The 13,738-nt window shown below is 60.1% G+C and carries 6 protein-coding genes; 4 read left to right on the forward strand and 2 right to left on the reverse strand.

Features of this window, described 5'->3' with window-relative positions:
* The first annotated feature begins 119 nt into the window (after positions 1 to 119).
* Entirely contained in the window at positions 120 to 4,724 is a 4,605-nt protein-coding gene (locus tag AD663_RS27520) for a dermonecrotic toxin domain-containing protein (protein ID WP_053214876.1), read from the forward strand.
* Between the two features lie 32 nt (positions 4,725 to 4,756).
* On the opposite strand, the gene AD663_RS27525 is transcribed toward AD663_RS27520, so the two are convergent.
* Entirely contained in the window at positions 4,757 to 6,301 is a 1,545-nt protein-coding gene (locus tag AD663_RS27525; RefSeq protein ID WP_053214877.1) for a PLP-dependent aminotransferase family protein, read from the reverse strand.
* A gap of 100 nt (positions 6,302 to 6,401) precedes the next feature.
* On the opposite strand from AD663_RS27525, the gene AD663_RS27530 reads away from it, so the two are divergent.
* The 3 genes from AD663_RS27530 to AD663_RS27540 are packed head-to-tail and all read left to right on the forward strand — an operon-like array spanning position 6,402 to position 8,189.
* Positions 6,402 to 7,043 carry an FMN-binding negative transcriptional regulator gene (locus AD663_RS27530; protein WP_003187085.1) on the forward strand — a complete coding sequence of 214 codons (642 nt, stop codon included), beginning with the start codon at positions 6,402 to 6,404 and terminating at the stop codon, positions 7,041 to 7,043.
* Positions 7,044 to 7,045: 2 nt separating this feature from the next.
* Positions 7,046 to 7,492 (forward strand): GNAT family N-acetyltransferase, encoded by a 447-nt coding sequence (locus tag AD663_RS27535; RefSeq protein ID WP_003187086.1) that lies wholly within the window; start codon positions 7,046 to 7,048, stop codon positions 7,490 to 7,492.
* Between the two features lie 10 nt (positions 7,493 to 7,502).
* On the forward strand, positions 7,503 to 8,189 hold the full coding sequence (locus AD663_RS27540; protein ID WP_003187087.1) for a GNAT family N-acetyltransferase: 687 nt from the start codon (positions 7,503 to 7,505) through the stop codon (positions 8,187 to 8,189).
* Between the two features lie 141 nt (positions 8,190 to 8,330).
* Here the strand turns inward: AD663_RS27540 and AD663_RS29160 are convergent, their stop codons facing one another.
* On the reverse strand, positions 8,331 to 13,697 hold the full coding sequence (locus AD663_RS29160) for a dermonecrotic toxin domain-containing protein (protein ID WP_053214878.1): 5,367 nt from the start codon (positions 13,695 to 13,697) through the stop codon (positions 8,331 to 8,333).
* Positions 13,698 to 13,738: the final 41 nt, after the last annotated feature.

Consider the following 13,738-nt stretch of genomic DNA (forward strand, 5'->3'; position numbering starts at 1 on the left):
CCAACGACCTCCTCGGCATATACATAGTTACCACCTTCCCTGTCGCGCCGCGCCCTAGCATGGCGTTCCCGAAGCGTTCGCTTGCGGGATTGCCTATATCGCGAGACAGGAAGACTCAGATGACGCAAACCACCACCAGCACGAGCCCCGCCACGCCCAACGCGAACCTCGGCGATGCAGTGCTCAACCAGTTGCTTGCCGGCCCGACATCACCGGAGGTCGCCGCCGCCCTTTTGCGCAACGCCCTCAAGAAGCTATACCCCGACCTTCACCTCGATCCGAACAACACCGTGGTCGGCGAGCCGGACTGGGCCATCATCGACGACGAGATCGTAGAACTCCCCACCCGCTATCAAACCCTGAGCAACATGCTCGCGGCACGGATGAAGCAGAGTTCTGCGACGTTGCTGATCGAAGGTTTTCACTTTCTGACTCATTTGCCACTGGCCTCACCCGAAGTGCACCTGCCGGTCCGTATCGGCCAGATCGGAAGGCTGATCAACGAGCTTACCCCTGTCATGGTGCCTGCCTGCCAGGAACAACAATTGGAGTACTGGAACACCGCGCTTGGCACTGCCCCGCCTCGCTGGCATGGGCTTTCCAGCATGCTGCACAGGCTCTGGGACGTTCAGGAGGTCAAGGGCTGGACGACGGGCGAATGCGAGATGGCCCGGCAATTGTTCCTTTACCCCGAGCTGCAGGACCGCAAGGCCAATGACCCTTATGACACCCACGCGTATCTGGTGGACATCAGCGAGGTCTTCGGCGAAAAGACGATACGCCTGATCGACAATTCCCTGGTGGTCCTGATCGGCAACATCGACAAAGAAGAGACCATCCTCGCGTACTCGTTGCGCCGTGGTTATGAGAAGTTCGATTCGCTGCGGGCGCTGGGGCAGACCTTGCCAGACCTTCTGGGCAACCTGGATGGCAAGAAAATTCGCTGGCGGCTTTACGAGCCCGACGGCAACATCTTCGATCACAAAGCCTGCGGATTGATCGACGCACAGATACAAATCCTCGGTTCGCCAGATATCCTCAGAGGGTTTATCGTCGACGAGAGCGAACAGCCAGCCAACAGCGCAACGGACACAAAGACCGGCCCTGACGGGGCCTGGTTCGAAAAACAGATGCCTGACTGGTTGCAACAAGCGTCAGCCTCCGACCAGGCGCTGTTCGCCCAACACATGAAGAATCTGTCGGCCTTGGGCAGCTCCCATGCCGGCAAGACCTACCTGGACGATATCCCCACCATCAAGCGCTATGCACTGGACGAGCTGAAGCGGCAGATGCAATCGGAACATGCCGACGCCGCGACGCTCGACCCGCAACAGATCGAAATGCAGATACGCAGCCCCGTGGTCTGGGGCACGTTCGTTGTGCCCGGCAAAATCGAAACCACCCGGTTCAACCTCGTTGACCTTGCCCTGCAAAATCTGATTGCGCTTCCCCTTGGCGACAAGGCAGTCAATTCGGTGGGTGACAACGCGCTGCCTAAATGGATGACCGTCGACTATGTCGAAAAACTCATTACCAAAATCGATATCGGTCGCGTTTATCCCGATCTGATCAAGCGCAAGCTGCTGGGCGATACGACGGAGTCGACCCGTCGTGAAAACCTGTATGTCTCCCAGTTGCGCATCCAATTACCGATGCTGGCGCTGGAGAGCAAGATCCGCGGCCAGGGCAATATGGATGAACGGGGCTACCGCTATGTGGCCGCCCTGATGGAGCCCGAAGAAGCCGAGCGCAAGGTCGATGGCCAACCCATTGTCCTGCGCAAACTGGCGTTCGTATCCGGCCAGGCATCGAGCGACCCAGGGGATGTTGTCACGAATATGTTCGTGATCGGCCCACAAGACTTGGCCGCCGGCCCCTGCGTGCTCTACCGGCCTTTGCTGGAACCGCAGTTGAGCCAGTATCCGACGCCCAGCAACTTGATTTATGCGATCCGGCAAACAGCCTCCTTGCGCCAGTCGGTGCTGGCGTGGCTGCCCGATGGGGTGCGCGAAACCTACAGCCGATACGTTTTCCCGGGGCCCATGCCTTCGCCCTGGGCGATTGTGGAGTTCGCGACGGACCCGTTTTCGGCCTGGACCAACACTGCCCCCGTCAGCTTGAGCAACCAGACCCTGGGCGCGGATTTTCTGCCCTACTTGTTCAAGTCCAACGCCCAGGCCCTGACCGAGCTTGCCGACCGCCAATCGGTATCCAATAGCGAAAGCCGTTGGCAGACGTTCAAACAGGCGAGCTGGATGATTTTCAACCTGGCCCTGCCCTACCTCGGCGCCGCTGTCGGCACCGCAACGTGGCTCTGGCAGATCCTGGACGATGCCGAAACGTTGACCCAGGCGGATGAAACCTCCGACAGCCAGGCCACGTGGGAGGCGTTTGTCGACCTGCTGTTGAACATGGCCATGGCAATCACCGCCCACGCTATCGACCGCGCCCGGGAAAACACTCGCAGTCGTCAGACGGAGGCGCAGCAAGTGGCGCCCGAACTGGAGAGCCAGGCGAAAGCTGAACCCGTCATCGAGCAGCTCGCATCGTTGAAAAGTACTGAGCTGCCGCCTGAACACTATGACGCCATTCATTACAGCGGCGCGTTGGCAGGCAAGTCTGGCGAGCGGGCAAAATTGCTCAAGAGCTTCAGCATCAACAAGCCTGCACACGCCGAACAGCTCAAGGGCGAAGGTCCATTCAAGGGCCTGTACAAAGAGGACGAGGCTTGGTTCGCCAAGATGGCCGACAAATGGTTCAAGGTGACCGTAGAAGGCGATCACGTTGCCATCGTTGACGAGCACGACCCCAAGCGCACGGGCCCGGCCCTGATGAGGCATATGTATGGCGAATGGCAGGTCGACACGCGCCTGCGTCTACGCGGCAGCGGATCGGAGGGTGCCCGGCACAAAGTCATCGCCGACGCCAGAAGCCTGGGCGTTGAACTGCTGGCGGAACTGAACCGCTTTGAAGAACGAAAACCGGAGAGCCAGAAGCTGCTGACCATGAACGCCAAGGAAATGAACAAGGCGTCGGGTTCTGCCAAGGAGCTCAAGCGCATCGTTTATTTGAGCACCTTGAAAACCCAGCGGGAAAGCTACGAAGAGGCGCTGAAGATATTGACCGAATGGCCTGTCTTCGAATCCAGGCCCGACGCCCCGCAAGCCAGGCTGGGCTACCTTAACGCACAAATCAATTTCACCTTCGAGGAAATCGACGCGCTCCAGGAGCGGTTTATTCCCGCCCTGAGAGAGTCCCTGGACATGGTCACCTCGGGTGTCGAGGAAGTGCAGCAGCAGCACGTCGACGCGGCCGATGCGATGATCCGGGTCGGTGATGACATGGTCGAACGCCTGGATTACATGGAAACCCGCTTTACCAGCCTCAAGAAACTGGGGCGCGAAGGCTTTGATTTCCTTCGTGAGCATCGTGCCAAGATGCCGGCCTACAAGAGCGACGCCATTCGCCTGATCCAGCTGGATATGTACCGGCATATCTGCCTGACACTGGACAGCGTCAATACCGTGCCTGAAGCCTGGTCAGACGTTAACCAGCTCGTCGACAACATCACGGTCGCGTACCAGAGCCTGCACGATGCCATCGACGAGCGTAGCGTGATCCGGCTGGACGAGCAGATCGATACATTCGGCAGCCTGACAGAACAGTTCACGGCCATCGAAGAGCACCTCCAATACCTGAGCACCGAATACAAGGACAATGTCCGCCCGCCCGAACTCAATCGACTGGGCAAGCAAATCGGTACGATCAAGAAACGCGCGCTGCGTCACCTGGCCTGGGCCCTGGACGAGCGAAGCAACCGACGAAGCACCGACGGCCCGTATGAGGCGCGCCCCAGGCCGCGGAAAAAATTCATTCGGGCACGTTTCTGGGGCCTCGTCAGCGGCGAACCCCGTCTCTCGAAAATGAAGGAGGAAACGGGTTGGGTCGACGTAAAGAATCCCCTCACGGACACGATCATTGCCACCTTCCATCGCAAGGAAACCGGCGAGTGGGTTCCTCATTTGAACGCCGCCCTTCCCGCGATCGTCCCAGCGCTGACCACCAGCATCGAAAAGGGCAAGGCCCTGATCGGTGGATTGACCACGTTCAAGGCGCAGATCCAAACCTACATGAAGACGCCGAGCCGTTCGCCCACCGGGGTCGGCATCATTCTTAACGCCCATGCCAGCCGGATGGAGAAGGTTGGCATCGCCATCACCAAGGCGCTGGACAACGCTTCGAACGAAACGGTAGGGGTTGCCGCGGACGTCCGGCGAGAGGCCGAATCTACCCGTTCGGAACTGAAGAAAATGTCCAAGGCGTTATATGAAGAAGGATTCGAAACCGTACTGAACGTCGTCAAGCAGCGGGCGCCGACCATGGAAAGCCTTATCTGGCTGAAGAGCCGAAACCAGATTTCGATCACCAAACAGAAAAACCGGCAACGGCTGAAAAAAGCCCCCTACGGTTATTTGGACCGTTATGAGATCAAGGACCTGAAAGAAAACAAAACCCTGTGGTTCGCCGACTTCCGTTATTCAACGGACTGGGTCCCCGCCCATACCTACCTGTCCGGGCGTTTGAAAACACCGGAGCAAATCAGCGCGAAAAAAGCCGGTGAGTCGGCCAAGGAGCTCAGTCAGCGCCAACTGATCGACCTTTATCGCAGCGAGATCGCTGTGGACCAGGCCAAGGAAGTGTTCTTCGCGAAACAGCGGTCGTAAGGCGAAACCGGGCATCGGCGGATGCCCGGCGATCAAGCCTTCCACGCCTTTGCCAGACTCGCCAGCGCGCTGCCAATTGCCGCGGGCGGCACGGCGGCAAAACCCAGCACCAACCCGGCACGCACCGGCAGCGTTGTGGTGGGCAACCAATAGCCACTCAAGCCGTTGATTTCGACCCCGGCATCGGTCGCTTGCGCGATCAGCTCGCGCTCACGCTCGATACTGTCCACCGAGACGGTGACATGCAGCCCGGCCACGACCGTGGGCATGGCACCGACGCCCGCAACGCCCTTCGGCCAACCGGCCAAGAGCGCATCGCGCCGGGTCAGGGCTGCACGGCGCATGCGCCTGATGTGCCGCTGGAAATGCCCGGCGGCCATGAATTCGGCCATGACCGCCTGGGTGCTGACTTCGGAATGGCGCACATCCACGGCCCGCCGCCGGGCGAAGGCGTTGACCAGGCCAGGGGGCAGCACCAGATAGCCGAGGCGCAGGGCCGGGAACGCCACTTTGCCGAACGTGCCGACGTAAAGCACACGGCCCTGGCGATCCAGCGCCGCCAAGGGTGCCAGTGGCGCGCCGCTGTAACGGTACTCGCCATCGTAGTCGTCCTCGACGATCCAGCCGTCGTTGCGCTCGGCCCAGGCCAGCAGTTCCAGCCGTCGGGCGAGGCTCATGACCACGCCGGTCGGGTATTGGTGAGACGGCGTCACGTAGGCCAACCGGCAGCGATTCAAGCTACCGAGTGCCGCGCAATCGAGGCCATCGCTATCAACCGGCACGCCTTGCACGTCGGCACCGGCGACAGAAAACGCATGACCGGCCGCGCGATAGCCGGGATTCTCCACCGCCACGACATCGCCAGGGTCTACCAGCAGCTGTGCACAAAGGCTGATGCCCTGCTGGGCACCACTGGTGATCACAATTTGTTCAGCCGTGCATTGCAACCCTCGGGAACTGCGCAGGTACGCCGCAATAAGGCCACGCAAGCGGGCGTCCCCTTGCGCGTCGCCATAACACAGTTGCTGCAGGTCCGGTTTGCGCCAGAAAGCCGCGTTCAGCTTGGCCCAGACGTCAAAAGGGAACAGATCGAAGGCCGGAACGCCGACCCGAAAAGCCTTGGGCGGACCACTGGGGGGCTGGGCCAGAAAGTGTTTTTCGACGCGATTCAAAGCGTCGCTGTGGATAACTTTACTGGATGGAATCACAGGCAAATCCAGCCAATCTGTGGATAAGGCTGTGGGTAAGCCTGTTGAAAACCCTGTGGACACTTTTGTGGATATGTTTTTCAGCGGCAGCGCTGTGGAAGACAGTTTCGCCACGTAAGTCCCATCGCCGACCCGTCCTTCGATGAAACCTTCGGCGTAGAGCTGATCGTAGGCCCGCACCACGCTGTTGCGGGAAATCGACAAGGCCGCCGCCAGGTCTCGGCTGGCCGGCAGACGCGTGCCGCTGGCCAGGCGCCCGTCCAGCACCCGCGCACGTAGCGCCTGGTAAAGCTGGCGACTGAGCCCATGGCGGCGATCCAGTTCGATTCCGGCAGGGTTGAATGACAGTGGCGGCACGGCGTTATTCATGACAGCCCTCGCGAATGGACCTATCGAATTGGTCGGAAGTGGCTCTTACAACAGACCAATAGCCTGCCTAGGATGCTCGCATTCGCCAAGGAAAATCATCATGTACAACCCCCAAGCCTTTGCTGTCGAAGACCTGCCCCAACTGCAACAAATGATGGGCGATTGCCGCCTGGCCGTATTGATCACTCAGGGTGAACACGGTTTGCAGGCCAGCCACTTGCCGCTGTTGCTGGATACGCAACAGGGCCCCAACGGCAGCCTGTATGGCCATATGGCCCGGGCCAATCCGCAATGGCGCGACCTGGAAGCCGGCGCCGAGGCCCTGGTGATATTCGCAGGCGCCGACGCCTACGTCAGCCCGGGGTTTTACCCGAGCAAACTTGCGCACGGCAAAGTCGTGCCCACCTGGAACTACCTGGCCGTGCACGCCTACGGCACCGCCGAAGTATTCAGCGACGCTCATCGCCTGCGCAACCTGGTCGGCGCCCTCACCGACCGCCACGAAAGCGGCCGCGCACAGCCATGGAAAATCGACGACGCTCCGGCCGAGTACATCGACAGCATGCTCAAGGCCATCGTCGGCTTCGCCCTGCCCATCCAACGCCTGGAAGGCAAGCGCAAGCTCAGCCAGAACCGCGCCCCGGCAGATACCGCCGGTGTGCGCAGCGGCCTCGCCGCCAGCCCCGATCCGCAGGACCAGGCGCTCGCCCGCCTGATGCCCGAATCATTGCCCAAGGAGTGAACATGAGCCAGACCGAAATCCGCCTCGTCAGCGCAGACGACCACGCCGCGTGGCTGCCGTTGTGGCAGGCCTATTTGCGCTTCTATAAAACCGAACTCCCAGACGCGGTCAGCCAGAGCACCTGGCAACGCCTGCTCGACGAGCGTGAGCCAACCCACGCGGCGCTCGCCTGGAACGGCGACACGGCCGTGGGCCTGGTGCATTTCATCTATCACCGGTCAAACTGGAGCATCGAAAACTCCTGCTACCTGCAAGACTTGCTGGTGACGGAGCAGTGCCGTGGCACTGGCGTCGGCCGCCAGCTCATCGAGTTCGTCTACCGCACCGCCAAAGTCGACGGTTGCTGCAAAGTGCACTGGTTGACCCACGAAACCAACGCGACCGCGATCCAGCTTTACGAGCGCATCGCCGAGCGTCCAGGCTTCATCCAATTTCGCAAAGCCTTGTAAGGAGCGCAGCATGTCGATTTCACTCGCCGATTGGAAAGGGGCCCCGGCGCCCTCTGCGCAACGGCTCGAAGGGCGGTTCATCCGCCTGGAAAAACTCGATCCGGCGCGCCATGCCGATGGCCTTTGGCAAGCCCTCGAAGGTCCCGGAGCCGACCCGAAGCTCTGGGATTACTTGCCTTACGGCCCGTTCAAGGATCGCGGCGCATTCGATGCATGGCTCGCAAACCACGCAGCCAACACCGACCCGTACTTCTTCAGCGTGATCGACCGCGCCAGCGGCGATGTGCAGGGTATTCTCAGCCTGATGTCCATCGTGCCGGCCCAGGGCCGCATCGAGATCGGCCACGTGACCTTCGGCGCGCCGATGCAGCGTTCGCCGAAAAGTACCGAGGCGGTTTATCTGCTGGCGAAGGAGTCCTTCGCCCTGGGTTATCGCCGTCTGGAATGGAAGTGCAACAACGGCAATGCCCGTTCCAAATATGCCGCCGAACGGCTGGGGTTCACGTTTGAAGGCGTGTTCCGCCAGCACATGGTGGTCAAGGGACAGAACCGCGACACCGCGTGGTATTCGATGCTCGACTCGGAATGGCCGGCGATCGCGGCAGGGTTCGAGCGCTGGTTGAGTGAAGAGAATCAGCGCGAGGGTGGGCAGGTGCGGGGGTTGGTGGAGTGTCGGTCACAAGTTCTGAGTGACTGACCGGGCGCTATCGCGAGCAGGCTCGCTCCCACAGGGTGCTTCGTGGACCGCTGGTTCGGTGGTCTTCTGTGGGACCGAGCTTGCTCGCGATGGCGGCCATACAGCCAACCGCACCGCCCGATCATCACGAGCAGGCAATCGTCACTCAGGCTTGGGCCTTAGCTCACCAATCTGCTTGATCGAGTCGCGGGTCACGCCCGGCCTTGCATACTGCCAGGCCCAGTCCGGGATGGTCATATGGCTTTCCAGGTACACGGCAAAATCCAAGCGGCTGTGGCCTAGGCGATTGGTTGGAAAATCGAAGTTATAGAGGTATTGCTGGGCCCGGCGTTGGCCGACGGAAAGCAGGTTCTGAATGATCCGATTGGCACGGGCTTCGTCTTTTCCAAGGCTTTCTCTCAGCGCCATCGCAAAGTCCAGCTCAGAGCGCAGCGAACCGGATCGTCCGAGCACTTGGCTGATACTCGCGTCGCTGAAGTGCGGCCCGATCAGATCGAGCCAGATTTGCATGGCGTAATCCGGTCGTATCCTTTGAAGGCGGCCCAATATGCCGGGCGTATTGAACAGGATGGCGACTCGGCTATTGGAAGGCATCTGTCCCGGCGGGCTGAATAGATTCGCGACGGCAGGCACATCAATATTGCCGATGTTCTCCCGACCGGTGCCGAGGTACTTCACGAAGTCGATCAGGTTTTGCTGGTAAGTGACGATACTTTGCAGGTTCTGATCGTCAAACAGTTGCATCCAGTCAATGTCGATACTTTCCATACTCTGCATTTCGGCGTAACGGGTGTCGGCATACTCGGCGATGATCTGATAACGCCTGTCGGACAGTGCCGGGTTGCGTATCCACCTGGCGAGTTCATTCACACGCAGCATGCCACCCAGGTTATTGGCGATAACCCGCGACCTCAAAAGAAAGTTCGCGCGCCTCAGCAAAGTCGGAAAACGCCCGAGGGCCGTCCTCAGCAGGTCGACTGTCCGCTCGGCCGTGTCGGTGTATATAAAATGATAAAACAGCTCGGAGACGTCCTCGACATCCTTGCCGGCATCACGCGCGAGCAGATCCTTTACGTCATCCAGATCGTTGCTGTCCACCAGATAGGCACCGTCGAGCAGCGCTTCAAGCTGGCCTTCATCAAGATGCCCGTGCAGCGCCTCGTCGTGCATGACATAGGCCGAACTGCTGTTGGGGTGGTGATCGAGCAATTGTCTGGCCGTGACGCCGTACTCAAGCAGGATATGGACCACGTCATTGGAAATCAGCAGATACCGGTCATCGAGCAGTTGCTGGACCAACCGACCCTCGACAGGACTCACCAGCAGGTCCTCGAAGACTCGCTTCATGGATTGCCTGTCCTGCCCGGAAAAAGGCGCGCTGATGCCTGCCTTCAATCTCGCCGGAGGCCTGGACGAGAGCATGTGCCCGACTTGCTGGAGGATCTCGGGCGGTAATCTGGACGATGGTTTTTCGGTGATTGCCCTGCGCACGGCACTGTTTGCATGCAGGTCCAGGTAGCGCAAGGTCGGTTGAAACAAGCGATGCGGGTTAGGCGTGCCATAGACGATCCGCGTAAGATCGAGCATTGCCTCTTGGCCCAACAGGCTGGTCAACGAAGGCGCATTCTCAACGAGTGCCTGTTGTGTCCTGGTGGGTGGCGTCGCCACGAATTGCCCGACCTGTGGATGCCGTTCGATATAACCGGCCACTTCGTTGCGCAACCCCTGCATCGAGAACGTATCCCGGGCCAGTCCTGCGTTCAGCCCACGGGAAACGGCATTGAAAAAACAATCACCGTCGCTGGGGATCTCCACGATTTCCTCACCCAGCACCAAGCTGTAGTGGTCCTGGGTCTGTCGACTCAGGACGACATCGGTGTCCGCTCGATCCGGATGGCTGCCCAGTGGATAGATGGTTTCGTCTTGCCCAGGGGTGAAGCGCACTGACCAGAGATGCTCGGGACTCTGTTCGTTGATGATCAGCAGGCTTCGGTTTTGCGGCCAATTGGCCAGACGCGTCATGATCGACGGAATCAGATCCATGAGCTGATTGTTCCAGGTACCCGGCGTACGGATCTGCGTGGAAAGTACGGCGGACGAAAGGGCCGGTTTCTTGGGTTTCGAAGGGCCCGGCTGGGGGTTCGGATCGCCCGGTCGTTTTCCACCGCCCCGACCAAACCCGACGGCGCGCCATTCGCCATCGGACATCCGTGCCACGGTACTTCTCATCACGCCACTGGCGCGGATGTCCAATGCCGTCACCGGGTCGACCAGGGTGGCGTCGGTCGCGCTCAGCTTCGTCGCGTCATGCACCCGGAACACGGTGCCATCAGGTTGCCGCACGTACACGGGGCGGGCCGTGACGCTGCCGGTGGCCACGTTGCTGACGGTCGCGCGATAAAAACCCCGGGCGTCCGCAGTCACTCCTCGTATCACCGAGGTGTCCGCCACGGCATAACGACCATAGATCGCGGCATCCAACGGCAGCCCCGTCGCCGCCTCGTCCGGGCCCTGGCGCGCCGTTACCGCGCGGAAAAACGACTGGCTTCGTGTGGGCACCGTCACGCCCGTGGCCAGCCGCCATCCGCCATGGTTCGCCACGGCATGCACCAACGCCAGGGTTTTGAAATTCAGCGGAATGGCCCCGGTCCTGTACACCAGCAAGCCCGTCTTGATTGCGCTCTTGAGCATTTGGAGACCGGGTGCCAAAAACATACCGGCCAGCTCCAGGACGATCTCGATCACCACCTGCCCGAGCCGACCATAGGTTTGATGACGGACATCCCGGTTGCTGTTGGAGCGATGATCGGCGTGAGCACTCTGGAAATGAACGTGTGCTTGATGCAGGGTCTCAAGCAAGTCGCCGGTAATCAACGCGCCGCGAATCAAGGGCCGTCCGCCCTGCTGCCCCAATGTCCGTTTGATCTCTGTCAGGTTGCTCGTGGAAATGCGCGCCCGAAAATAGGCCTGCCAATCCTCCCGTGGCAACAACGCTGCAACGCCGTCGCTCAGATCGGCAAACTCGTGGAAATCTTCCCCTTCGGGTGCATCCGGGAAATAAACGCCAACGGTGCCCTTGATATCTGGCCCGTCCTGGTCGGAGAAAATCAGCGCCCCATCGATGCTGATTGCATTGGCCATCCGCCCATGCTGCCCTCCCGCATCCACGCTGCCCCCGAGGACGAGACCGTAGACATGCACCGCTCGGCCCATGACCGGGCTGCGGTGCCCTGCCGATGGCGACCGCAGGACAGCGTCCAGCCAGAGGGCGATTTTCCTGGTCGGTTTCGGTGGCGTGAAAGCCTTGTCTAACACGATGCTCTTGAACACTTCGCCGCCCTTGAGCGAAGCCTCGAAGCCCTTGAACTTCAGGTTGGCGAGATAAGCGGTCTGCCAGGCTTTCTTGTAGTCCGGCTTATTCATCCGCACCTTGAGCATGGCCTGGTAACTTCCACCGGCATCAATGCTCGTCACCATCCGCGCTAGCTCACGCCCGGTCAGCGTGACGAAATAGCCGTTGGCCGGGTTGCGGATGCGTTGGCCGTCCGGGTCGATCAGGTAGGCGCTCAGCACTTCGCGCATGGCGTTCGGGTACTGGGACGGGCGCAGGTTATCGAGCATCAGTTGGGTCAGGCTGCTGATGCGGGACTGATTGGGATTGGCGCGATTGCCCTGGAAAAGCGTGACCAAGGTCTGGTCCGGATCGGGATCGATGCCGGGATGCACGGTGTTTTGCAGGTACTCCTTTGCCCTCTGGCGGGTGAATTGCAACAAGGTCTGGATGGCGCTGTTGCCCAGCGCATAGGCGGCGTCCAGCACTTGTGTTTCCAGGTTGCGATAGTTGGTTTTTTCCGCCCGCGTCGCGCTTTTATAGAACGCGGCGCGGCTGTTTTCGACCAGCGTTTCCTGACGAACCGCCAGCGGCCCGGCAAGCGAAAGCATGGGCAAATCCAACGCATCTTCAGCGTTTAACGCAAAGGCCGCCAAAGCGGCCGTCTGGTTTTGCGGCGCGTTCAGATAGGCCTCCAAGGAGGCACCCTGAAGCCGCAACAACGCATCCGCTGCCACTTCAAAAACATGCCCCGACAACTCAGTGGAAATATCCTGGATGTTGCGTTTCTGCCCTTCGTGAATGGGGTTTACGTTGTTGAGCAAGTCTTGGAAGGCATTGAATCGCTGCAGACCGCTTTCCAATGAATACAGGAACAACCAGGGCTGATCCGTGCGCTTGATCACCATCGCCGCCGGCCATGTGCGCGGTGCCGCAGGGCCCATATCGAGCATGACGGCATAGACATGCGGGACGGGCGCGCGCAGTAAGCGGCTTCTGTCGGCCTGGGACGGATGGGTGGTGATGAGGTCCAGCAGGCGGTCTTCTTCGCGCTGAAGGGTTCGCGCACTTTGGTCCAGTTGGATGGTTGGATCTCGATCGATTTTGTACAGGTCGAACAGATGCAGGAAACGTCGGGACAGCAGCTGAGCGAGGCTCTCTCGGACGGTGGACGGGGTAGGCGTGTCGAGAACGTCTGCGCCGTTTTCACCTTGGCCAAAGTTGACCAGGTCTTCACGGAACTGACGCTTGAAGCCGTCATCGGTTGTCGGTTCGGCGATATAGAAGACAGTTTCCATGATCGCTGCAGTTTTGCTATCCAGCGGCTTGGCAAAGACGCTGTCCGCTTCCTCCAGCGAGTCAGGACGGATAAAAAAACCCACGCTGTCCACCGAGTAGGTGGGCGGTGTATCGGTCGCCAGGCAGTTCAATATTTCATCGGTGAACGATTGCGAAGCGCTCAATGAACGTCCGCCTATTGAATCGACGCTAACGCGGTTCACGTACCAATGATCCGGGTCGATGTGCTGGAACACTGCACCGCGAAATGTGCTTTGTGGGAACTTCGCCTTGATCCGGCTGACCAGCAGGTTCTTGAGCACCGAGTCGAACGTGGGAAGACCAGCGAACAAGCGCGCCAGCTTCACTTGGTTGGTGTCCAGCAGCGCCAGTTGCCTGACTTGTTCTTTTTCATGGGCACTGAGCAGGTTGCCTTGGGCATCCACCTCGTTAATGACGGGCTGTCCGACGCCCTGGTAGCCGGGCGCGATGCCGCTCTGCAATTGCTGAATGACGTTTTGCGCGGGCACCTTGCCGTTGACCCGCAGTGACGGGAAGTCCACGGACAAATGGCTTATGTGCGGGTAAACCCAGCCTTCGCGCGGCGAGTGGCTGGAGGCAAGCGCCCTGCTTTGATGGGCGAGCACGAAGCCTTGGGTTACGGCGTCCCGCAACGGCACAGACGTGCTCTTGGCAACAGCGGCGGAGTCGACCGTCTCGACTTCCTGGTAAGTGACGTTGACCTGCATGTCGCCGGTCAGGCCCCACTGGCCCAACCATTGATCGGCGAAAGCGTGCGGTTGGAATCGAACGCCGTTGGCTAACAGGCTGATGGGCTTCAAGCGCGCAGCAGAAACCGAGGCTGACGCGCCAGTTTCGTGTTCAGAAAAGACAGACATTCACGTGTCCCGGTTGTGATAAAGGCTGGGACCCTATCGCG

The sequence above is a fragment of the Pseudomonas sp. Q12-87 genome, assembly GCF_001269755.1.
GTDB lineage: Bacteria > Pseudomonadota > Gammaproteobacteria > Pseudomonadales > Pseudomonadaceae > Aquipseudomonas > Aquipseudomonas fluorescens_S.

Excerpts from the sequence above, each read along its gene's own strand:
- AD663_RS27540 (WP_003187087.1), top strand. The coding sequence starts at position 7,503 with ATGTCGATTTCACTCGCCGATTGGAAAGGGGCCCCGGCGCCCTCTGCG.
- AD663_RS27520 (WP_053214876.1), top strand. The coding sequence starts at position 120 with ATGACGCAAACCACCACCAGCACGAGCCCCGCCACGCCCAACGCGAAC.
- AD663_RS27530 (WP_003187085.1), top strand. The coding sequence starts at position 6,402 with ATGTACAACCCCCAAGCCTTTGCTGTCGAAGACCTGCCCCAACTGCAA.
- AD663_RS27525 (WP_053214877.1), bottom strand. The coding sequence starts at position 6,301 with ATGAATAACGCCGTGCCGCCACTGTCATTCAACCCTGCCGGAATCGAA.
- AD663_RS29160 (WP_053214878.1), bottom strand. The coding sequence starts at position 13,697 with ATGTCTGTCTTTTCTGAACACGAAACTGGCGCGTCAGCCTCGGTTTCT.
- AD663_RS27535 (WP_003187086.1), top strand. The coding sequence starts at position 7,046 with ATGAGCCAGACCGAAATCCGCCTCGTCAGCGCAGACGACCACGCCGCG.